Source organism: Chryseobacterium vrystaatense (genome assembly GCF_000737765.1).
In the GTDB taxonomy this organism is placed as follows: Bacteria; Bacteroidota; Bacteroidia; order Flavobacteriales; family Weeksellaceae; genus Chryseobacterium; species Chryseobacterium vrystaatense.
The window spans coordinates 180,274-204,180 of sequence record NZ_JPRI01000008.1 but is presented as its reverse complement, the minus strand read 5'-3'; the positions used below and the strand labels follow the sequence as shown (position 1 = coordinate 204,180).

19 protein-coding genes are annotated in these 23,907 nt (G+C 36.3%); 14 read left to right on the top strand and 5 right to left on the bottom strand.

From position 1 onward, the window contains the following. Positions 1–71: 71 nt before the first annotated feature. The 5 genes from IW16_RS19070 to IW16_RS19050 form a co-directional block, all read right to left on the bottom strand. Positions 72–1,640 (bottom strand): hypothetical protein, encoded by a 1,569-nt coding sequence (locus IW16_RS19070; RefSeq protein ID WP_034748173.1) that lies wholly within the window; start codon positions 1,638–1,640, stop codon positions 72–74. A gap of 6 nt (positions 1,641–1,646) precedes the next feature. Next, positions 1,647–2,219, bottom strand: a complete 573-nt coding sequence (locus IW16_RS19065; protein WP_034748170.1) for a hypothetical protein — start codon at positions 2,217–2,219, stop codon at positions 1,647–1,649. 694 nt (positions 2,220–2,913) lie between these two features. After that, positions 2,914–4,581, bottom strand: coding sequence for a ribonucleoside-diphosphate reductase subunit alpha (locus IW16_RS19060; protein ID WP_262484384.1), 1,668 nt, complete (start codon positions 4,579–4,581; stop codon positions 2,914–2,916). 48 nt (positions 4,582–4,629) lie between these two features. Then, the gene (locus IW16_RS19055) at positions 4,630–4,917 is read right to left on the bottom strand and encodes a hypothetical protein (protein WP_034748165.1); all 288 of its coding nucleotides are present in this window, start codon (positions 4,915–4,917) and stop codon (positions 4,630–4,632) included. A gap of 119 nt (positions 4,918–5,036) precedes the next feature. Then, a complete protein-coding gene (locus IW16_RS19050) occupies positions 5,037–6,011 on the bottom strand; it encodes a ribonucleotide-diphosphate reductase subunit beta (RefSeq protein ID WP_034748162.1) in 975 nt (324 codons plus the stop codon). Between the two features lie 426 nt (positions 6,012–6,437). Between IW16_RS19050 and IW16_RS19045 the strand changes: the two genes are divergently transcribed. From IW16_RS19045 to lhgO, 14 genes are all read left to right on the top strand, one after another. Beyond that, positions 6,438–7,127: an ABC transporter ATP-binding protein gene (locus IW16_RS19045; RefSeq protein ID WP_034748159.1), complete on the top strand. Its 690-nt coding sequence runs from the start codon at positions 6,438–6,440 to the stop codon at positions 7,125–7,127. Between the two features lie 114 nt (positions 7,128–7,241). Beyond that, complete coding sequence (locus IW16_RS19040; protein WP_034748156.1) at positions 7,242–8,471, top strand: ABC transporter permease; 1,230 nt, start codon at positions 7,242–7,244, stop codon at positions 8,469–8,471. Positions 8,472–8,575: 104 nt separating this feature from the next. Beyond that, positions 8,576–9,847, top strand: coding sequence for an ABC transporter permease (locus IW16_RS19035; RefSeq protein ID WP_034748153.1), 1,272 nt, complete (start codon positions 8,576–8,578; stop codon positions 9,845–9,847). Between the two features lie 123 nt (positions 9,848–9,970). Beyond that, entirely contained in the window at positions 9,971–11,164 is a 1,194-nt protein-coding gene (locus tag IW16_RS19030) for an efflux RND transporter periplasmic adaptor subunit (protein WP_034748150.1), read from the top strand. A 216-nt stretch (positions 11,165–11,380) separates the two neighbouring features. Further along, positions 11,381–11,899 carry a hypothetical protein gene (locus IW16_RS19025; RefSeq protein ID WP_034748148.1) on the top strand — a complete coding sequence of 173 codons (519 nt, stop codon included), beginning with the start codon at positions 11,381–11,383 and terminating at the stop codon, positions 11,897–11,899. Positions 11,900–12,046: 147 nt separating this feature from the next. Then, positions 12,047–12,802 (top strand): subclass B1 metallo-beta-lactamase, encoded by a 756-nt coding sequence (gene bla / locus IW16_RS19020; protein ID WP_034748145.1) that lies wholly within the window; start codon positions 12,047–12,049, stop codon positions 12,800–12,802. Positions 12,803–13,061: 259 nt separating this feature from the next. Further along, complete coding sequence (locus IW16_RS19015) at positions 13,062–13,961, top strand: NAD(P)/FAD-dependent oxidoreductase (protein ID WP_034748142.1); 900 nt, start codon at positions 13,062–13,064, stop codon at positions 13,959–13,961. Between the two features lie 102 nt (positions 13,962–14,063). After that, on the top strand, positions 14,064–15,329 hold the full coding sequence (gene glyA, locus IW16_RS19010; RefSeq protein ID WP_034748140.1) for a serine hydroxymethyltransferase: 1,266 nt from the start codon (positions 14,064–14,066) through the stop codon (positions 15,327–15,329). Between the two features lie 59 nt (positions 15,330–15,388). Next, complete coding sequence (locus IW16_RS19005) at positions 15,389–15,847, top strand: regulatory protein RecX (RefSeq protein WP_051890482.1); 459 nt, start codon at positions 15,389–15,391, stop codon at positions 15,845–15,847. Positions 15,848–16,214: 367 nt separating this feature from the next. Beyond that, positions 16,215–18,143, top strand: a complete 1,929-nt coding sequence (locus tag IW16_RS19000; RefSeq protein ID WP_034748137.1) for a polysaccharide biosynthesis protein — start codon at positions 16,215–16,217, stop codon at positions 18,141–18,143. Between the two features lie 123 nt (positions 18,144–18,266). Next, complete coding sequence (locus IW16_RS18995) at positions 18,267–19,001, top strand: polysaccharide biosynthesis/export family protein (protein ID WP_223878236.1); 735 nt, start codon at positions 18,267–18,269, stop codon at positions 18,999–19,001. Positions 19,002–19,010: 9 nt separating this feature from the next. Further along, a complete protein-coding gene (locus IW16_RS18990; RefSeq protein ID WP_034748130.1) occupies positions 19,011–21,401 on the top strand; it encodes a GumC family protein in 2,391 nt (796 codons plus the stop codon). Then, positions 21,401–22,696 carry a nucleotide sugar dehydrogenase gene (locus IW16_RS18985; RefSeq protein ID WP_034748127.1) on the top strand — a complete coding sequence of 432 codons (1,296 nt, stop codon included), beginning with the start codon at positions 21,401–21,403 and terminating at the stop codon, positions 22,694–22,696. Before IW16_RS18990 ends, IW16_RS18985 begins: the two co-directional genes overlap by 1 nt. Before the next feature lie 6 nt (positions 22,697–22,702). Then, positions 22,703–23,893: an L-2-hydroxyglutarate oxidase gene (lhgO, locus tag IW16_RS18980; protein WP_034748124.1), complete on the top strand. Its 1,191-nt coding sequence runs from the start codon at positions 22,703–22,705 to the stop codon at positions 23,891–23,893. The last annotated feature ends 14 nt before the right edge of the window (positions 23,894–23,907 follow it).

The window sequence follows — 23,907 nt, the reverse complement described above, 5'->3', positions numbered from 1 at the left end:
GATCAATACAACAAAAAACCATAGAAATGTCTATGGTTTTTGCTGCTTTTTTATAATAGAATTTGTGTTTTTTATTTCACCCCCTGTGTGACCATTCTGTTTGAGATTACAGAATAAATACATCCTGAAGTTTTTAAATTGACGGTTATGGTAGCCGGAACCGAGCGGTAAGCAGTATCACCATAGGGTTCAGTTATTTTTCCGCTTGAATCTTTTACCGTTTTTCCTTTTACGGTATAGGTCATCGTTGCAGTTCCTGTAAATCCACTTGAAGGAGTAAAGGTCACAATGCCTGTAGATTTGTTATAAGACCAGGTTCCCTGTGGCGTTACCTTTTTTCGGTACAGAACGAGATCCGTGTCACCACTTTTCGTAAAACTGAAGGTTTTGTAGTCAATATTCGTATTGCTTCCTACTGGTGGTGTGGTAATGCTGATAGGACCTTTATAGGCTATATCATTATTGAAAACCGGAATAGATACCGGCTGAAATTTGCAGGTAGTCGCCACGTCATCATTAGTTACAGCTGCATATGGAAGGGTCAGTTTCACATTTCGGATAATATGCTGTTGATAGGCCGCTCCTGTTGCAGCAGCAAAACCAAGTTTTAAAACAGCCGGAACGGTTGCGTCCAAAGTTTGGTTGGTAGCAGTTCCTTCCACATCTGAAGTATTGAAATCCGTTGTCTGTGGATTCGCATTTTCAGTATAAGGAACGGAAGTTTTGTAATGATAATAATTGATGATATTCACCGGTGTTCCGTTCTGTGTAGTCTGGATGTCCACTTTAATATCAAACCCATCTGTCGTAGTAAGACTTGTAAAGTGGGGAATCAGGTCCAGATATACTTTTCTGAATTCGCCTCCGCTGTTTCTCAGATCGAATACCGAAGCAAGAGAATTGGAAGTAGCCGCATAGCTTCTGTCTGTCTGCAGTACTCTGCCTACAACTCCTGTATTGCTTAAAGTAGAACGGGTAACCAAAACAGGATATCCGGAAAATCCCAATCCCAGACCTGTCGTATTAAGGGCTGCTCCTCTTGCCCCTCTTAAAGTGACATGGCTGGTCGGCTGGCCCCAGGTCACACCTGAAATACCATTGACTCTGGAATCCCCCTGAAAACGTTTAGATTTAAAATTTCCAAACTCATCCAGAGCAATACCCAGATAAGCCCCGGATAAGCCTGCCTTTCTTTGGGCCGAGTAGGTATTCTGAGTCCTGTTATAGGAATATCCAAGCCCGGCACCGGCAGCCCCGATCGTAGGGCTGGTTACCGCACCATCATAAAGGAAAAATGATAAACCGTCGCCATAGGTACCGCTTAGCGGAAGCCCGGTTTTCATGTCATATTCAAACTCAACATGAAGCCCGTTTACAGAGGTAAAAGATCTTCCGTTGATAAACAGTCCTCCAAACTGTCCTGAAGTCGCCGGAGTAAGCTGTACTCCGGTAGCTGTATGGGAGGCATTTCCCTGTATCGTAAGTTCGGATGCTGAAGAAGCATTCATCAGCGAACTTGAATAGGAATAAAACCCGTAAATACTAGCCACTTCAAGACTGTCCGTCTGCGCATACATGAAGTTTGTAAGCATCGTGAAAACAAGGCTCATCAGAGACAGCCCTTTAAAATTCTTTTTCATAGCTGCTTATTTTACAACAAATACGATGTTGATGAAAGATGCTGAAGTAGCATTAGATAAGACATCATAATTCAATACACCCGTGCTGCTGATGCTGTTTATCTTGAAAACAGAGCTATCATACCCTGTCACATAATAATACAGATCTCCTGCATTGGGAAAAAACGGAATTGATGCCGGTGCTGACGCACTTCTTGCATTCGTCGGGACATTAGAAAACTGGTTTTTGTACAGGGTATAAAGATCTTTTGTCTGTCCTGTTCCCGTAGTGGTCGTATCAAAGACTACGCTCGGCATATAGAAAAATTTTGCTACATACGGTGAAAGACATACCCAGTCCGGAGTGGCGGGAGTTCCTACATTCTGGCTGATACATTTTTTGGTAGTATCGAAAATAACCAGTCCAGTAGCGGGAGTTGTAATCGTTGAAACGTTGCTTATTCTGGGGAGAAGAACACCTTTAGAGGTACTTGTAACATCTAATACGGAGCTTTGGTCAGGTGTAGAAGTATTAATACCCACCTGCGCAGTAATGGAGCAAAAAGCCATTACCAAAATTAAAGTAATAATTTTGTTCATTTCGAAATAATTTTTTTTGTGTGTTTTGATCTATTAACAAACTTCTTGCCAATAGGAAATTAATTGTTTAATCTGATTATTTTGTTTATTTTATGTTTTAAATGATATTTGTTTATGATTATTTTTAATGTCAAAAGGAAGAGGAAATCCCGGCAGATCGCTTTGGGGTTTGTGTAAGACTGTTTGTTGGTGTATTTTTAGGTGTATGAGGGGTTTTCTATTCCTTAAGAGGATTGTGTTTTTCTAAATATTTGTATTTTTTTTAATCTTTAATCAAATGAATTATTTTAACTGAATAGGTGTTTTTGTTTGTAAATATTTAATTCAATGTTTTTTGCTGTTCATTCAATCAATTAATTTTTTGATCAGAAATTCAATTCGATTTTTAGATTGATTTAATGCTAAGGATTTTTCTAATTGTTAATTAATTTTTTTATCAAAGTGCTGTTTTGTTAGTATATTTTAAACAAATGTATATAAAATTGCTTCATAATAATAACTAAAAATGGTTACTGAAGGGACTTGATTCACTGCTTAGGGAGTGAAAGGGCTGTATGCTCAGTATTAGTGAATGATTACCGGAAAATAACTTTTTTTTAACACGGTGTTAAAATTTTGTTAAAATTATAATACAATGAAAAAGCACGCTGAAAAGCGTGCTTTTTACTATGCTGAAGTTGATTATTGACGAATACTAAGCCTCACAAGCTGAACAGCTAACAAAATTAACCATCATTTCTTTTGAGACAGAGGAACTTCTCTGATAATAAAGAGTTTTTACTCCTTTTTTCCAAGCCTCGATGTAAAGATAGTTAACATCTTTAACAGGCATGGTAGATGGGATCTGTAAGTTCAGGGACTGAGCCTGATCGATGTACTGCTGTCTTTGGGCAGCCTGAGAGATAATCTCCATCGGAGAGATTTCTTTGAATGTTTTAAATACTGCTTTCTCTTCGTCTGTAAGCTCTTTTAAATGCTGTACAGAACCGTGATTCAACATGATCGTTCTCCACGTTTCCTCATTATCAAGACCTTTTTCTTCTAATAATTTAGCTAAATATTTGTTCTTACGCATAAAGTTTCCTTTTGCAAGACCTGCTTTATAATAATTGGAAGCAAACGGCTCGATTCCCGGAGAAGTCTGTCCAAGGATCGCAGAGCTTGAAGTCGTAGGAGCAATAGCCATTGTTGTGGTATTTCTCAATCCGTAGCCTTTTAGTAATTCCGGCTCACCATAGATATTTGCCAACTCTCTTGAAGCTGTTTCCGCCTGTTCTTTGATATGTCTGAAAGCTCTTGCATTGAATTGGGTCGCCTCAAAACTTTCAAACGGAATCATATTTTTCTGTAAATAAGAGTGGTATCCTAAAACTCCCAATCCAAGCGCTCTGTGACGCAAAGCGAAGTTTCTGGCTCCCTGCAGATAATAGTTTCCTTCTGTTTTTTCGATAAATTCAGTTAAAACAGCATCCAGGAAGTATACGGCTAATTTTACAGCATCTGTATCTTTCCACTCGTCATACAATTCCAGGTTCATGGAAGATAAACAGCAGATGAAAGATTCTTCTCTCGTAGAAGGAAGCATGATCTCAGAGCAAAGGTTACTTGCATTGACAGTCATTCCCAGATCTTTATAAACCTGCGGCTTGTTTCTGTTAACGTTATCGGTAAAGAAAATATAAGGAAGACCTTTCTGCTGACGGCTTTCTAAAACTCTTGCCCATACTTTACGCTTATCCATATCTCCGTCAATCATATCCTGCATCCAGTAATCAGGAACGCAAATCCCTGTAAACAGATTTTGGATAGGACTTCCGATATCTTTGATTGATAGGAATTCTTCAATATCACCATGGTCAACATCCAGATAAGCAGCAAATGCCCCTCTTCTTACGCCTCCCTGAGAAACGACGTCCATTGCCGTATCAAATAATTTCATGAACGAAACCGCTCCAGAAGATTTTCCGTTATCTGTTACAGCAGTTCCTCTGTTTCTAAGTTCTCCGAAATATCCTGAAGTTCCACCTCCGATTTTCGTCTGCATGATCACTTCACCCATTTTGTGAGTAATGCCTTCAATGCTGTCCGGAATGTGTACGTTAAAACATGAAATTGGAAGACCTCTCTGTGTTCCCATATTGGCCCAAACCGGAGAAGAGAAGCTGATCCATCCTTTTACGATCATTTCCTTGAATGCCGCCTGAAGTTCCGGCTTGTATAATTTTTTTGCAGCTGCAGTGGTGATTCTGTCGATGGCTCCGTCCACAGTTTCCCCTTTTAGCAGATAGCCTCTGTTCAGCATCTGCTCAGACTCTTCATTGAGCCACCATATATTTGAATTTTGCTCTTCCATAGATGTTATATTTTCGAATTCCGGAGCAGTGTTTATACTCCGGAATTTTGTTGCTTTTTATATTGATTGTAATATTTCCACTTGGTGCGTGCCGTTTAGCCCGCTTTCATCTCTTAATCGTTGAAACTCCTTAAAAGAAGGTACATTTAAAACCTCATGTTGAACCGCTTCATTGATATAGTTTGAATAATGTAAAAAAGTAACGCCGTCTTCCTTTACAAAAACCTTATATTCAAATGTCTCCTGATCTAAATTGTTAAAATCATCCAAAAAATTTTGAATATGGGTTTTGTTCTCTGAAACGTATTCCGGTTTTACGGTGTAGGTTACGATTACATTGATCATTTCTTTGTGCTTTGCTTTATTGTTTACTCTGAGGGGGTAAGGAGTTTTAGTAGGACAAAATGCTTCATGACATTGTTCATACTACATGTTTTGACGCTCGCTTCGCTCGCGCTTTATCCTTAAAACAAATCGTTAGCTGTAATACTTTTATCGTGTTTCGTATAATCTACCGGTCTTTTGGCAAAGAAATCATCCATAGAATTGGCAAAAACTTCTTCTTCAAACCATTTCATTGGACGATACTGTTCAGGAGAAACATTGTAACGGGTTTCCATGTTGATTTTCTTTAAACTGTCGTCTACACGGTATTTCATAAAGTTCAGAAGATCTTCTTTTGAGAATACGCTTAATTCTCCCAGTTCAAAAATCCAGTCTAAGATTTCTCCTTCCAGCTCAATAGATTGATCCACCAATGTATAGATGTCCTCGATATCTGAATCTGTTAATAGATCTGGTTGTTCCTCACGGATTTTATTGATCAGATAGATTCCTGCATTAGCGTGGATTTGCTCATCAATGGAAGTCCATGCAATAATGTTGGAAACATTCTTCATATATCCTTTGAATCTTGTGAAAGAAAGGATGATCGCAAATTGTGAGAAAAGCGATACATTTTCAATCAGGATACTGAATAATAAGAGAGAGGATACATATTCTTTCGGTGTTGTCGAATTGGCATGTTTCAGAACATTTGAAAGGAAGTCAATTCTCTTTTTTACCGCAGGAATTTCTATAACATTTGTAAATTCTTCGTTGTACCCCAATACCTCTACCAATCGGGAATAGGCTTCGGAATGACGGAATTCACATTCTGCAAAAGTAGCTCCCAGGCCATTCAATTCAGGTTTTGGTAAGTGGTTGTATAGGTTTCCCCAGAATGTCTTTACAGACACCTCGATCTGTGCAATGGCCAAAAGCGCATTTCTCACAGCGTGTTTTTCGTGTGGCTCTAACTGCGAATGAAAATCCTGAACATCTGCAGTAAAATCCACTTCCGAATGCACCCAGAACGATTTGTTGATCGCCTCTACAAACTGAAGAACCTCAGGGTATTCAAATGGCTTGTAACTTACTCTCTTATCGAAAATTCCCATATTAAAATAGCTTTAAAATTAAATAATCAGCATTACTGTGGATAACATTGAAGTAATGCTTAACTTCTTGTATGTTTGGTATTTACATTTGAAACATATTCACATTCATAAGTGTCGGTTTCTTGTAAAGAACTAATGACAAAGTTCGAAAAAAAGAACTGATTTTGAAAGGGGTAAATACTAATTGGCTGAGTTTTAACTGTAAAAGTTTTCCACATTTACATGAAACCAGCGCGGATAATGGCTTAGACAGGGTTATGAGTAAAAAATAAATGAAAAATTAAAGTTACAGTTAAACAGTTTTGCGTAAAGTACTATAAACAAACAGTAAATTAATTAAACAATAAAATATTCGAATATATTATTGTTCTTGTAACAAATTGAAAATATCATCTACTTATATGGGTATAAAACAAGCATCACTTAATGTTAGTAATTCAGGATTTACATAAGTCATATGACACGGGGAAAAGCAAACTGCACGTTCTCAAGGGAATTAATCTAAATATTTCCGAGGGCGAGTTTGTTTCTATTATGGGAAGTTCCGGGTCCGGAAAGTCTACACTTCTTAATATCATTGGTATTCTGGATGAAAAAGATTCCGGGACTTATGAGTTGGACAACGTTCCTATTGAGCATTTATCTGAAGTAAAAGCAGCTGAATACAGAAGCAAATTCCTGGGCTTTATATTTCAGTCTTTCAACCTGATCGGCTATAAAACAGCGCTGGAAAACGTAGCGCTTCCTTTATATTACCAGAATGTTCCCAGAAAAGAGCGTAACAAGAAAGCGATGGAATATTTGGAGAAAGTAGGTCTTGCACAATGGGCAGATCATTTACCCAATGAGCTTTCCGGGGGACAGAAACAAAGGGTAGCTATTGCAAGAGCTCTGATCACTGACCCAAAAGTGGTTCTGGCAGATGAGCCAACCGGTGCATTGGATTCAAAAACAACACATGATATTATGAAGCTTCTTCAGGATATCAATAATGAAGGAAGAACCATTATCGTTGTAACTCATGAGCCTGATGTAGCCGCACAGACGAAAAGAAACGTAATACTGAAAGATGGGATCATCGAAAGTGATGAGTTTATCAAACAGATCGTTTTATAAGTGAGATGTGAATATTGTAAAAATAACTTTACCATTGACAATAGAGTTAATTGACTTCGAAGAAAATTTGCTAAGCAGTTAATTGACTTTTTACAAAGTAAAAAATAAAAAACTATGTTTGACCTAGATCGTTGGCAGGAAATATTCAGTTCTATTCGCAGTAATGTATTGCGGACGGTGCTTTCGGGGTTTACGGTAGCCTTGGGGCTGTTTATTTTTGTTGTTCTTTTCGGAATAGGAAAGGGATTGCAAAATGCTTTTACAGAAGGCTTTGCAAGAGATGCTCAGAATCTTATCACGATCTATACCGGTAAAACTACGATGGCTTATAAAGGGCTTCAGTCCGATAGGACCGTTACGATGAATAATGACGATTACGATTTTCTGATCAATACCGATAAAGAAAAAGTTGGTGATGCCAGTCCGAGATACAGTACAAGCTTAATGATAAAATACGGTAAAGAAAGCGGTACTTATCAGGTAAACGGTGCAGAACCGGGAGAACAGGTGATTGAGAACAGAAAGATGCTGGACGGACGTTATCTGACCTCTATGGACCTTGCCAGAAAACAGAACGTTGCGGTAATCGGAAGAATGGTTCAGCGTGACCTGATCAAGAACGGAAGTCCGGTGGGAAAGGATCTGAATATTAACGGGACCATGTTCAAAGTGGTAGGCGTTTTTTCTGATGACGGTGGAGACTGGGATGAAAGACATATTGTCGTTCCTATTACGACCCTTCAGCAAATGAAAAAAGGTTCAGATACTGTATCCACTGCCTATATTGCCTATAATCAGAAACTAACTCCTGAGGAAGCCATTAAATATGGGGACGAACTTAAGGACAGGCTAAAAGCCAGAAAAAATGTTGCTCCCGATGATGAAAACGGAATCCGTGTCTGGAACAATGCCAAGAACATGAATGAAACGTTCCAGTTTATGGCTGTGCTTACGATTATTGTAGGTTTTATTGGATTGGGAACTTTGCTGGCCGGAATTATAGGAATCAGTAATATCATGGTGTATATCGTAAAAGAAAGAACCAAAGAGATCGGTGTCCGTAAAGCAATCGGTGCCAAACCGAGAAGTATTGTAGCGCTGATTGTGCAGGAGAGTGTTGTGATCACGGTAGTTTCAGGTATTGTTGGAGTTGGAGTTGGAGTACTGGTGCTGAGTTTGATAGGAGACAGTCTCGAAGAATATTTCATAAAAAGTCCGAGTGTAGGCTGGGTGACTATTTTTATGGCATTTATCGCTCTGGTATTTTCAGGACTTATTGCAGGATTCGTTCCGGCATACAGAGCTTCGAGAATCAAGCCGATAGAGGCATTAAGAACCGAATAATAATATGATATCTGATGACCTGACAAAATGCTTTGAATCAAAAAAGTTAATTATTAATAGTCGTTCATCATTTAATAAATAGTATAAACTTATAACTCAAAGAAGTGAACATTTTATTTAAAAAAGATACTTGGCAGGAAATTTATTATTCTTTGAGGAATAATAAGCTTCGTACGTTCCTTACCATGATTGGTGTAGGCTGGGGAATGTTTTTGTATGTGAGTCTTCTGGGAGCGGCAAAGGGGGTGGAAAATGGATTTGATAAATTGTTTTCCGGATTTGCGACCAATTCTATTTTTCTTTGGGCTCAGAAAACCTCTATTCCATACGATGGATTTCCTAAGGGAAGGGAAGTGCATCTGAAATTATCCGATATGGATATGCTGAAAAGAAAAATAACGGCGATCGATTATATCTCACCACAAAATGCAAGAGGAAGCTTTACGGGAACACCCGGTGAATCCATGTCAAGAAATGGTAAAAACGGTACTTATTCTCTTACGGGAGATTATTCGATAGGAAATAAAATTTCTGAAAAGAAGCTTATTTTCGGACGGTATATCAATGATGCCGATGTGATGGGAAATAAGAATGTGGTAGTGATTGGAGAAGAAATTTACAAAAACTTCTTTGATGCCAAGAAAAAGGAAAACCCTGTTGGAAAACAGGTGAATATAAAAGGTATATTCTTTAATGTAATTGGTGTTTTCCGAGTTAAAAAAGGAGGCGGTTTTGAAAATGATCAGACAGCATTTATTCCGCTTTCAACATATACCAAAATGTATAATGCGGGGGAACAGATTGATATGTTTGCTATAGTAAGTAAACCCAATGCCAATGTGAATGGAGTAGAAGAAGGGGTAAAGCAGGTACTGAAAACGAAAAATAAAGTATCTCCTGAAGATACCAATGCCTTTGGAAGTTTCAATTTGGGAAAAGAATTTAAAAAACTGACAGGATTCCTTACGGGGATGCAGCTTTTAACCATTATTGTTGGAACACTGACCATTCTTGCGGGAGTGATCGCCATCTCGAATATCCTTTTGATCACTGTAAAAGAAAGAACAAAAGAAATCGGAATACGAAGGGCATTAGGAGCCAAGCCAGCCGAAGTAAGAAATCAGATTCTTCTCGAAAGTGTTGTAATTACACTGTCCTCGGGAATTCTCGGGTTTATGTGTGGGATTTTTGTGCTCATTATTTTGAATGCACTAACTCAGAATCAGGATGAATTTCCTTTCTATAATCCAACAGTTAATTATGGAAATGTATTTGGAGCCATGGCAGTAATGGTTGTTCTGGGACTGATTATAGGGATGATTCCGGCACAGCGTGCAGTAAAGATCAGACCAATTGAGGCCTTGAGATCAGAATAATGAAGTGTTAATTTGACAATAAAATAACTTGAAATTGATGACCGATTTAAAACATTTACATTCTTAGATATTTTAAATTCTTTCATTCATTTCTACCTTAACAGTAAAAAATAAACTAGATATATGAAAAAGAAATTCACTTGGAAAAAAGCCATTTATATTGTACTGGGGCTTTTATTTGCAGTGGCATTGTTCTCCGGGATCGGGTATCTCGTGAAATCAAATTCTAAAGAAAGTGAAGCTTTCCTGACCAGAAAACCAAGCTACCAGAACATGGAAGATAAGGTAATGGCCACCGGAAAAATCGTTCCGAAAGAAGAAATTGAGATCAAGCCGAACATTGCGGGAATTATTGATAAAATTTTGGTAGATGAAGGAGATAAGGTGACGGCAGGACAGTTGATCGCTACAGTAAGAATCATCCCTAATATTGCTGATGTTAACAATGCTCAGCAGGAAGTAGTGAATTCCCAACTGCAGATCAGTAATGCCAAGTTGAATGTTGATAATATGCAGAAGCAATATTCGATGCAGGAAAAACTGTACAAGCAGGGGGTTATTTCCAAGCAGGAGTATTTAAACTCACAGCAGCAGTTGTATACCCAACAGCAGACTCTTAGAAATGCCAATCAGCAGCTGGCTACGGCTCAAAAAAGATTGCAGATTGTAAAAACGGGGGCTACTCCTGAACTTCAGGGACTGGCAACGACACAGATCCGTTCCAAAGCATCAGGGACTGTTCTTGAAGTTCCTGTAAAAGTAGGAAGTCAGGTGATTGAAGCCAACTCGTTCAATGCAGGTACAACAATCTGTTCTATTGCAGATCTTAATTCTTTGATCTTCCAGGGGGAAATAGACGAAGCGCAGGCTGGAAAACTAAAACAGGGAATGGATATGAAGATCGTAATCGGTGCCCTTCAGAACAAAACGTTCCCGGGGAAACTGACGATGATTGCTCCTAAAGGAAAAGATAATTTGGGAACAATTAAATTTCCGGTGGAAGGAGATGTGACCAATCCAAACAACGAATACATCAGAGCTGGATTTTCTGCCAACGGGGAAATTGTTCTTAAATCTGAAAAGAATGCATTGTTATTGGATGAATCATTAGTTCAGTATGAAAAGAAAAATGGAAAAGATACTCCTTTTGTAGAAGTGAAACAGAAGGATGGAACGTTCAAGAAAGTATATGTGAAATTAGGTGCCAGCGATGGAATCAATGTACAGATCCTTTCAGGAATTACCAAAGACTCTGAAGTCAAAGTGTGGAACCCTTCAGATAAAGACAAAGAAGAACTTAAAGAAAAGAAAAAATAGTAAACAATCACTATATATTTAATTGTAAGATCCTGAGGAAATTTTCTCAGGATTTTTTTGTTAATAAGTTCTGGTTATCTCTAAAATGGAATTGGTAAATTTGACTAAAATAATGATATGTGCAGGTGTGTACGGCGAAAATTTAAATCCTATTACATCTGTTCAAAAATGTTTTTTTTTGGGGGGGTAGTGTCAGCGGATTGAAATCTGTAAATAATGAATGTTTTACTGGTAATAATGAATTATAATATTAATTTCAGGTTTTTTTGGGTATTTTTCCTATTGTTTTTCTCCTGCACTCAAAAAGAAAAAGACAAGAGCTTTGTAGAAGGTTTCGAAATTTTGATATTGAAAAATAGTAAGGTCAATGAAAATATTGAAATGAAACTGAATTCCTCAAAAGATAAAATTAAGGTGTATAGTTATACTTTTCTTGGAACTTTAGAAGTGAGACAGAAAAAATATTTACTTCTTTACAAGACGATTTTATCGGGGTACAAATCTCCGCAACTCAATAATTATTTAATTTTCTATGACACTGAATATAACAAGATAGGATATTATTATATGCAAGGGATAGACATGCCTGTTTTGAAAGGAAATGTTCTCATTTTCTCTAATATGTCTAGTGATTGCAAACAAATACAAACTGTAGATTTTACTGATGAAATACCTGAGCAAATATTTATTCCGTGTAATAATGATGAGGGTGATTATATAAACCTGATTAAATAAAGATAGTTTGCTGTAATGATTTTTCCATGTAGATCTATGTGCAAATAATTAAAAAGAAGAAATATGGATGCTAACACTCAATTAACTGTGTTTTATTACTTCACAGCATGAAATATTTTTTAATTTCAATATATATAAACAGTCTATATGAAAACACGTTCTAAAATTTTATATTTCTCCTCAGTGTTGTTTCTTTTAAGCTGCAGTCCACACAAAAAAGAGAAGGAATCTAAAGTAGTGTATAAAACGGATAACCTGTCTGTTATTCAGTTATCGGATAATATTTATGAGCATATATCATTTAAAGATACTGAATCTTTTGGAAGGGTTCCCTGCAACGGAATGATCGTAAAAGATGGAAATGAAACCGTAATTCTGGATACTCCGACCAATGATAAAAGCTCTGAAGAGTTAATTTCCTGGGTTGAAAATAACCTTCACTCAAAAGTCAATGCTTTAGTGGTTACTCATTTTCACGATGACAGTTTAGGAGGTCTGAAAGAATTTGATAAAAATAATATTCCCTCTTATGCTGATTATCTGACCATCGAGCTGGCAAAAAAACAAACGGGCTTTGGTGTTCCAGGTCACGGATTTAATGATACTATTACGGTAAAGGCAGGACGGTATAAGGTTTTAGTAAAATACTTTGGAGAAGGGCATACCAAAGACAATGTCGTTGCTTATGTTCCTGACGAAAAAGCGATGTTCGGAGGCTGTCTTATTAAAGAAATGGATGCCTCAAAAGGGTATCTTGGAGATGCCAATGTCCAAACCTGGTCTCAGACGGTTGAAAAAGTAAAAGCTGAATATCCTGACGTCAAAATTGTTATTCCTGGACATGGGGAGGTAGGAGGAGGAGAACTTCTGGACTATACAATCAAACTGTTTAAAAGTAACTGATGTCCTATAAATTCATTGATAGATAGCTGATTTTAAATTTTTACAGATTTGTAATCGACTGTTTTATTTTTAGTTCCTCTTCATCACTGATGATGATAGATAATATTAATGCAACATTGTTTCTTTAGTGATTTTTTGTTTTAACTTTGTCGTAACAAAAAACATTGAGTGTATGTGATAAGGTAGTAAGTAGAAAGAATATTTCTATACCAGTCATTAATCACCTAATTAACAAGCAACTATTAATCATCAATTAAAAATGAAAAGCTACGAAGTTATTATCATTGGAGGAAGCTATGCCGGATTATCGGCGGGAATGTCTTTAGGGAGGTCATTAAGGAATACTCTGATCATTGACAGCGGGAAACCTTGTAACAGACAGACTCCTCATTCCCATAATTTTATTACTCATGACGGAAAAACACCAAAAGAAATTTCTGAACTTGCAAGAGAGCAGGTCGAGGCTTATGATACCGTTAAATTTTATGAAGGCTCTGTTGTTAAATTGAGAAGAATAAATGCAGAGTTCGAGGCAGAAATTTCCACAGGTGAAAAATTTTATGCTAAAAAACTGATCTTGGCATCGGGACTGAAAGATATAATGCCTGATATTACTGGGTTTACAGAATGTTGGGGGATTTCTGTACTTCACTGCCCCTACTGTCATGGATATGAGGTAAGGAATGAGGTGACAGGGATTCTTTCAGATGGGGATATGGGCTTCGATTTTTCAAAATTGGTGTATAACTTAACAAAAGATCTTTTTTTATTGACCAATGGAAAGTCTGTTCTTTCAAGCGAGCAAAAGCTTAAGCTTGCAGAAAATAATATCAGCCTAGTGGAAGATGAAGTGGAAAAAATTGAACATAATAATGGAGATATTTCGAAAATTATTTTCAGAACCGGAAAGGAAATTTCTTTAAAGGCATTGTATGCCAAGGTACCCTTTCAGCAGAATATTGATGTTTCAGGAGATCTGGGATGTGAACTTACTGAACAGGGATTTATTAAGGTCGATTTTATGCAGAAGACCAATATCCCCGGTGTTTTTGCCTGTGGAGATAACGTGACTATGATGAGGTCTGTGGCCACTGCTGTTGCTCAGGGAAATTTTACCGGAGCGGTTGTCAATAAGGAACTTGTAGAAGAAGAATTTTAATTTTTTATGAAATTTCAGGTCTAAAATCATGCTTTCCAATGCAGAAATCTTACAGGAAATTCCGTACATTTGGGGTGAAAAATTTCAAAAACTAAAAGTAAAATGGACATTATTTTCGACCTGATTGAAAAAGAAAGACAAAGACAATCCCATGGATTAGAGCTTATTGCATCAGAAAACTTTGTTTCTGAGAACGTGATGAAAGCAATGGGAAGTGTACTGACCAACAAATATGCTGAAGGATATCCCGGAAAGAGATATTACGGAGGATGTGAAGTCGTAGATGAGGTTGAAACATTAGCCATCAACAGAGCAAAAGAACTTTTCGGTGTTGACTATGTCAATGTACAGCCGCATTCCGGATCTCAGGCTAATGCTGCCGTTTATCTTGCAGTTTTGAAAGCGGGAGATAAAATTATGGGGATGGATCTTTCAATGGGAGGACATCTTACTCATGGTTCAGGAGTGAACTTTTCAGGAATCCAATATCAGGTAGTGTCTTACGGTGTTCAAAAAGAAACCGGACTTATTGATTACGATCAGATGAGAGAAGTCGCTTTAAGAGAAAGACCGAAAATGCTGATTGCAGGATTCTCTGCCTATTCAAGAGATCTTGATTATGCTAAATTCAGAGAAGTTGCAGACGAAATCGGAGCTACACTTTGGGCAGATATCGCTCACCCGGCAGGTTTAGTGGCTAAAGGACTGCTAAATTCTCCATTCGAACATTGTCATGTAGTGACTACCACTACTCACAAAACTTTAAGAGGTCCGAGAGGAGGAATGATCATGATGGGCAAAGATTTCGAAAATACATACGGACACAAAACGCCAAAAGGGGAAACGAAAATGATGAGCCAGGTATTGGACGGAGCTGTATTCCCAGGAATCCAGGGAGGACCATTAGAGCACGTTATTGCTGGTAAGGCAGTTGCTTTTGCTGAGGCGATAGACGGTCAGTTTGAAACGTATGCCAAGCAGGTTAAGTCTAATGCACAGGCTTTGTCAAAAGCGATGATTGACAGAGGTTTTGATATTGTAAGCGGAGGAACAGACAATCACTTAATGCTTGTGGATCTTAGAAATAAGAATGTCAACGGAAAAGAAACAGAAAAGGCATTGGTGTTAGCAGATATTACCTGTAACAAAAATATGGTTCCTTTTGATGATAAGTCTCCATTCACAACTTCCGGTATCAGACTTGGTACGGCGGCGATCACGACAAGAGGTCTTAAAGAAAATGATATGGACACTATTGCAGGGTTTATTTCTGACGTGGTTGACAATATCAAGAATGAAGAGGTTATTGGTTCAGTAAGAAAGAAAGTAAATGAACTGATGGAAGGCAGAGCCTTATTCAACTATTAATTTGATTTAAACAGTATAATAAAAGAATGGGCACCTGTCCATTCTTTTTCATATCTATTATGGAGAAAAAATCTTTCACTTTTGACGAAATAAAATTGAAACTGGTGAACTATTGTGTTTATCAGGATCGTTGTCATGCAGAAGTTGAACAGAAGATGCGTGAATTTCTACTCATCGAGGAAGCAAAAGATGAGATCATCCTGTACCTGTTGAAAGAAAATTATCTCAACGAGGAAAGATTTACGCGGAGTTATATCAGAGGAAAATTCTATATTAAGCATTGGGGCAGAAATAAAATAAAAATGCATCTGAAGCAGAAACAGATCACTGAAAAACTCATTAACAGCTGTTGGGATGAAATAGACGAAGATGATTACGAAAAAATGATCAGCAAGATATTTGAAGATTATTATTCCAGACAAAAAGGATTACAGGAATATCAGAAAAAATCTAAAACCATCAAATATTTGATGAGCCGGGGTTTTGAATATGAGAAAATAAGTGAGAATTTTGAATAGCTATCAATAAGTTCAATTATTCGGGAATTAATTATTCTATAATTTTTTTGATTAAAGATAAGTACATAAAATAATTTAAATCAACATTTTTTACTTTAAGTAATGTGAATGATTTGTTTTATTGCAGATTTTTGTTTTTAATTGGATTTTTTGTGGTATGATTTTTGTCAAAGCTTTTTGCTTAGTAGAATAGAATTATTAGTTTCGCAGGTGGATAAGCATACATGGAAAGAATAAGTCAATTTATTTTGAATTTTAAATAGACAGATGAAATTTTATTCTATTTTTGCATGATTGTATCAATTATCTTTAGTATGGATAATTAGATTTATACCTTATTATAAAAATATGAACACAAATACAGACAATGTACGACTCTCTTAGGAAAAAAATTTTTGCAGGAGATAATGTTGTCAATCTCTCAGACGTAAGATATCTTCCCAGATGGATAATACTTGTAATAGATATTATTATTCTGGTGATGTCTTTATTTCTGTCTACTTACACCATAGAAAAAATTACACAGAAAGAGTTTATTTATCATGAAGAAAAAAGTGTTGTATTCGCTTTTATAATCTTGATCAATTCATTGTTTATGTATTTTTTTAAGACCTATGCCGGAATTATAAGACACTCTACGTTTATAGATCTTTTCAAATTGTTGATTTCGTGTTTTTGCACAATGACTGTGGTAGGACTTGTAAATCTTATCTATTTTTGGATGACGGGAGGCAAATTTATACTTACCCCATTTCTTATATTATATTTTATCATTTCTTTCATGGGATTATTTCTTTTCAGATTATATGTGAAAGAGTTCTTTCATGTAGTTAGAGAATATAGAAGAAGTTCTCTTAAGAAAAGAATTTTGGTATTAGGTATAGATGAGCAGTCCATTGCTATTGCACGTGCTATTTTAGATAACCCAAGTCTGCCGTATCAGGTTGTTGGTTTTCTAACCCAGCGAACAGATTCCAAAAGAGCTTCTTTGTTGGGAAAGAGAATTTATGAAAAAAGGTGGATAGAGGAAGGTACTAAGGAAGATCTTATCATTGATGGGGTTATTATTGTTAAAGAAATGATGTCCAAGGATGAAATGAACTCTTGGGTAAATTTATTTTTAGAAAAAGACTTAAATATATTTAAAGCTCCCTCTGTACAAAAATTAAGAGACAGTGACTTGGGAGTAGCTATCCGGAACCTCCAGATTGAAGATCTTCTGAACAGGAAACCCATAAAAATCGAAAGTGAAGAAGTAAAAAGCAGGCATTTCAATAAAAATATATTGGTAACAGGTGGTGCTGGTTCTATAGGTAGCGAAATTGTAAGACAAGTAGCACAGTTTAACCCTGCATTAATTGTTGTTTTGGATCAGGCTGAAACCCCCCTGTATGATGTAGAACTTGAAATGAAGGATAGATTCCCTCATATAAGGTTTAAATTTGTTTTGGCAGATGTTTCAAGTATACATAGAATTGAACCATTGTTTCAAACCTATAATTTTGCAATGGTGTATCATGCTGCAGCCTACAAACATGTACCGCTGGTAGAAGAAAATCCTAATGAAGCAATTCGGGTAAATGTTTTAGGATCAAAGAATATTGCAGTACTATCAAGCCGCTATAAAGTAAACCGGTTTGTAATGATTTCCACGGATAAAGCTGTGAATCCTACGAATGTAATGGGTGCATCTAAAAGAGCTGCTGAGCTATTCGTTCAGTCTTTACAGCACGTTGAAGGAAATACCACAAAGTTTATTACAACAAGGTTTGGTAATGTTTTAGGATCAAACGGATCGGTTATCCCTCATTTTAAAAAACAAATTGAAGCCGGGGGACCTGTGACGATTACACATCCGGATATCGTAAGATACTTCATGACAATTCCCGAAGCCTGCGAACTTGTTCTTCATGCAGGTACAATGGGGCGGGGAGGAGAGATCTTTGTATTCGATATGGGAGAACCTGTTAAGATTTTGGATCTTGCCCGAAGAATGATTAAATTATCAGGATTTGAACCCAATATTGATATAAAAATTATTTATACGGGATTGAGGCCAGGCGAAAAACTTTATGAAGAATTATTAAGTGATAATGCAAAGACACTTCCAACCCATAATGAAAAAATTATGATTTCTAAAGATCCTGCAATGGCATTCTTGGAAATAGAGAGCCTTATCAATCTGATTACTGATGCTTCAGTATTGAAAGATAAAGTTGAGGTGGTGAAGATTTTAAAGACGATTGTTCCTGAGTTTAAGAGTAACAATTCAGTCTATGAACTTTTAGATAAATAGAAAAATATAAATGTATATTTGTACAATTTGAATAAGATGAAAGGTAAAGTATTAGCTATATTATCGGTATTTTGGTTAGTTTCATGTAAAACTAATTCTAATGCTCATAATGATTTAAATTATATGCAGAATATCGAGAAAGTAGCTATCGAAGCATCTGCTAAAAATTCCAGTAATACAATACAGGCCGGAGATCAGCTTGTTATTCTTGTGACTGCAAAAGATATGGATGTGGTAAGGGTATTTAATCAAAATTATTCTTCATCAGAGCTTGTTCAAACCAATGCAAGTGCAGGAGGTAATACGCCTAACCAAGGAATGATAACAATTACAGGTCCAACATATATTGTAGATGCTGAAGGAAATATAGATTTTCCTGTATTAGGAAAATTAGCTACAACTGGCAAAACACTTGTGGAATTCAAAGATGAGCTGAGGAATAGGATGACAAAATATGTCATTAATCCTACTGTGAATTTGAGACTTGCCAATTTTAAGGTTACTGTATTGGGTGAAGTCAACAGACAAGGTGATTATACTATAGCAAACGGTCAGGCTACTATTTTGAATGTGCTGGGTATGGCTGGTGATCTTACTTCATATGGAAAAAGAGAAGATGTATTAGTGATCAGAAATGATAATGGTGTGATTACCCATGGACGTATTAATCTACAGGATGCCAATTTAATTAATTCACCCTATTTTAACCTTAAACAGGGAGATGCAATTATTGTTTCTTCTAATAATACAAAAGACATTTTAGCAAAACAAAACCCAAATACAGGACTTATCTTAACAGCTGTTTCTATCGGTGTCACCGCCATTGCTGTCGTAGTAAGTTTATTTAATAAGAAATAAAAAAAATTGATGGATAACCAGCAATCTTCGCAATTTTCAGAAGCAAATAATACAAGTGTTAATCTCAATGAAGTACTAAAACCATATCTTAAAAAGTGGCCATGGTTTATTGCTAGTGCTTTTATGGCCCTCATAATAGGCTATATTTCATTAAAGTTCATGGTGACTGTATATGATGTACAAACTACCGTTCTAATAAAAGATTCCAAAGGTTCTTCTTCTTCATTCAGCAGTGAAATGGGATCTCTTCCGGATTTTTCGGGGTTTGGAGGGCTTAAAACAAATAGTGTTGCTAATGAGATTGAGATTTTTAAATCAAAACGGTTAATGAGAGAAGTAGTCATTAACCAGAATCTTCAAACCAATATTATTGCAAAGGGACGTTTTTCAAGCGTTGAACTATATAAAGAAACTTCTCCGATAGAAGTTAGAATTATCAACGAGAAGCCTAACAGTAATGTAAGAGGAGTTTTGAATTTGAAAATTGAAGGAACCAAACTTACTTTAAGCTCAGATAAATTAAAAAAAGAAATTGTAACCACCTATGGAAAAACAATAGGGCTTCCTTTTGCTAATATTATAATTATTAAAAATAATAATTATAATGCAAATGCAGTCAAAGGTTTGGATATAGAGAACCTGGAGCTTAATATTGCGCCCCTAGATGCAAAAGTAAATAGTCTTCAAGGGCCTCTTAATGTTGCTTTGGTCAATAAAGATGCAACAGTTCTTAAACTTGGTTTAAGATATCCTCAGGTATCAAAAGCACAGGATATTCTAAATAATTTGGTGGTAGCATATAATAACGATGCTATTTCGGATAAAAATTCTGAATCAAAAAAAACATTGGATTTTATAGAAGAAAGAATTAAAAAACTTTCAATAGAACTTGGGCAAGTTGAAGACCAAAAAGAAAATTTTAAATCAAAGAATAATCTTACGGACCTTGAAACAGAAGCAAAAATTAACCTGGAAAGTTCTGCGGCTGCAAGAGCAAAGCAACTTGATTTGGATGCTCAGCTTGAACTTACTGATGCTTTAATCAACTTTGTTTCAAGACAAGGGCAATACCAAGTTCTTCCATCCAATGTGGGATTGAGTAACCCTGATGCTATTTCAGGAATTTCAACTTATAACCAGTTGATTCTTCAGAGAAACAGACTTTTAGAATCTGCGACTGTAGAAAACCCGGCAGTAATTGATGTTACTAAGCAGATTAACACAATGCGTAATTCTATCGCACAAAGTTTACAAAGAAATCGAGTTGGTCTTGAGTTAGCAAGAAATGAATATCAGGGAGAACAGAATAAAGTTTCAGGAAAAATTTCAAAGCTTCCATCTATTGAAAAAATATTCAGAGGAATCGAAAGACAACAGCAGATTAAAGAGAACTTGTATCTTCTGCTTCTTCAAAAGAGAGAAGAAACCGCTATTGCACAATCTATAAATGCACCTAAAGCTAAAGTAGTGGATACTGCTTACGCTTCACCATTCCCTGTTTCCCCAAAAAGAAATGTTATTCTTATTATTTCATTCATGCTAGGCCTATTGGTACCTTTCGTAATTATTTATTTTTCACAGTTATTTAACAATAAAGTGGTTAGTAAGCATGATCTTGAAAAATTAGTACATGCTCCTGTCATAGCAGAACTGCCTAGTCTTGAAAAAGGAGACTCAGATATTGTTCAGATGAATGATATTACTCCAATGGCTGAAGCATTCAGAATTCTTATTACCAATATGAATTTTATGTTGCCTAAAAATAAAGGCAGAGGAAATATTGTATTTGTAACCTCTACAGTAAAAGGAGAAGGGAAAACATTTGCGTCAGTTAATTTAGCTTTGACATTAGCCAATCCCAAGAAAAAAGCCATTATTATAGGTTCAGATATCAGAAATCCTCAACTTCAAAGATACAATCCGGCAAGGAAGGGCTTAATAGGTCTTACAGAATATCTTTATTCTGACGAAACAAAAATCGAAGATATTATTCATGTATCATCTTTTAATCCACATCTCGATGTGATTTATTCTGGAATGATTCCTCCAAATCCAACGGAATTACTTTCCGGTGGACGCTATGAAAACCTGTTGGAAGAATTAAGAGATAAATATGATTATATTATACTGGATACGGCACCACTTCTTCTTGTAACAGATACATTCCTAATAGCAGAGCTTGCAGATGTTACCATTTACGTTTCAAGATCCAGATATACTGAAAAGGCACTTATGGAATTTGCTAATAATAATATTGATGCAAATAAAATAAAGAATGTTGGATTTGTTCTTAATGATGTTAGCCGAGAGAATTTAGGATATAGCAACAAATATGGTTATGGATATAATAACCACACAGAACATAATTGGTTTGAAAAAATTAAAAATAAATTTAGCTAATGATGAAAACATATAAAATAGCTGTTATTGGTCAAGGGTACGTGGGGCTGCCTCTTTCTCTTGAATTTGCACCTCACTATCCTGTATTGGGATTTGATATTAATACACAGCGTGTAGATGAGCTTAATAATGGTGAAGATATTACATTGGAGGCAGATCTTGACAAACTTAATAATAGTTTGAAAAAATTCAAAGAATCAAATGGAACTTTGGGTTATAAAGCGACCAGTCAATTGCCTGAAATTGCTGATGCCAATGTTTTTATCGTGACAGTTCCGACGCCTATTGACAGATATAATGCTCCGGATTTAAATCCGCTTATCTCCGCATCCAAAATGCTTGGAGAGATCATTAAAAAAGGTGATATTGTTATTTATGAATCTACGGTTTTCCCTGGCTGTACAGAAGAAGAATGTGTACCTGTTCTGGAAAAGCATTCAGGACTTCAATTTAATAAAGACTTCTTTGTAGGATATTCTCCAGAAAGAATAAACCCTGGTGATAAAGTAAATACGCTTACTAGTGTGAAAAAAGTAACTTCAGGATCTACTGAAGAAATTGCTGAAGAAGTAGACCAGTTATATAAGAAAATCATTACTGCGGGAACACATAAAGCACCTAGCCTTAAAGTAGCAGAAGCATCAAAAGCAATTGAGAATGCTCAGCGTGACGTTAACATTTCTTTCGTGAATGAACTTGCTTTAATTTTTGACCGAATTGGTATTGATACTAACGATGTACTCGAAGCTGCAGGAACAAAATATAATTTTCTTAAATATAAGCCAGGTCTAGTAGGAGGACACTGTATTTCAGTAGACCCATATTATCTAGCCCATAAAGCGGAGCAGCTGGGTTATCATCCGGATGTTATTTTATCAGGAAGACGTGTCAATGATTCCATTGCAAAGTTTGTAGCTTCTAAAGTGGTTAAGCTTCTTATTGCTAAAGGAGGTGTAATCAAAGATTCAAATGCACTTATCTTGGGGGTTACATTTAAAGAAAACTGTCCTGATGTAAGAAATACAAAAGTGGTGGATATCTATAAAGAACTGAAGGATTATGGTGTAAATGTTGATATTTATGATCCTTGGGCAAGCAAAGAAGAGGTTAAGCATGAATATGGAATAGATATTCTGGACACTCTTCAGGTGGGGAAAAAATATGACTCTCTTGTCATTGCTGTTTCTCACAACGAATTCCTTGAAATGGATCTTAATACATTGAAGAAAGAAAATGCAGTGGTTTTTGATACCAAAGCATGTTTAGACAGAAATTTGGTAGATGCAAGATTATAATCAGATATGAACTATGACATCATCATCGTTGGTGCAGGCCTTGTAGGTCTTGCCACAGCGTATCAGGCTAAACTTAAGAATCCAGGTTCTAAGATTCTTGTTTTAGAAAAAGAAAAAGATGTTGCGCTGCACCAGTCCGGTCACAACAGCGGAGTGATTCATAGTGGAATATATTACAAGCCGGGAAGCCTTAAAGCAAAAAACTGCATCGAAGGTTATAATACTGTAATCAATTTTGCCGAAAAACACGGAATCAAATATGATCTGTGCGGTAAAATTATTGTGGCATCATCAAAGGAAGAACTTCCCCTGCTGGACAACATCTATAATAGAGGAGTTGAGAACGGACTTCAAAATCTTCAGTACCTTTCAAGAGATGAGTTTAGAGAAATAGAACCACACTGTGAAGGAATCAGAGCTATAAAAGTTCCGCAAACCGGAATTATAGATTATCCAGGAATTGCTAAAAAAATTAAAGAACTTTTTGAAGAACTTGGCGGAGAAGTTAAATTTAACGCTGAAGTTAAAAGCATTACCAACACAGGTTCAGAAATTATTGTGAATACCAGTACTTCTGAATTCAAAAGTAGAAAATTGGTTTCATGTGCAGGTTTGTACTCGGATAAACTTACAAAAATGACCAACAAAGAAAACGATGTGGTCATTATTCCTTTCAGAGGAGAATATTATAAGATTAAGGATGAGAAAAAACATTTGGTAAAGCATCTTATTTACCCGGTTCCAGATCCAAGTTTTCCATTCTTGGGCGTTCACTTTACCAGAATGATTGATGGTAATATTGAAGCCGGCCCAAATGCTGTTTTAGCGTTTAAAAAAGAAGGATACAACTTTTTTGATTTTAATTTTGAAGAGACTATGCAGACTTTGATGTGGCCTGGTTTCAGAAAGATTGTCGCCAAATACGGAAAAACAGGAATGGGAGAAATGCACCGCTCGCTCTCCAAATCTGCATTTACGAAAGCATTGCAGAAATTGATGCCGGAGATACAGGAAAGTGATCTTATCCCTGGTGGTTCCGGAGTAAGAGCTCAAGCATGTGACAGAAATGGTGGATTGATTGATGATTTTGATATTGTGAAAAACGGAAACATTATTCACGTTAGAAATGCTCCTTCCCCTGCTGCGACATCATGTCTTTCTATAGGAAACAAAATTAGCGAACTGATAGAAAATTAAACTCCGTCATCAGC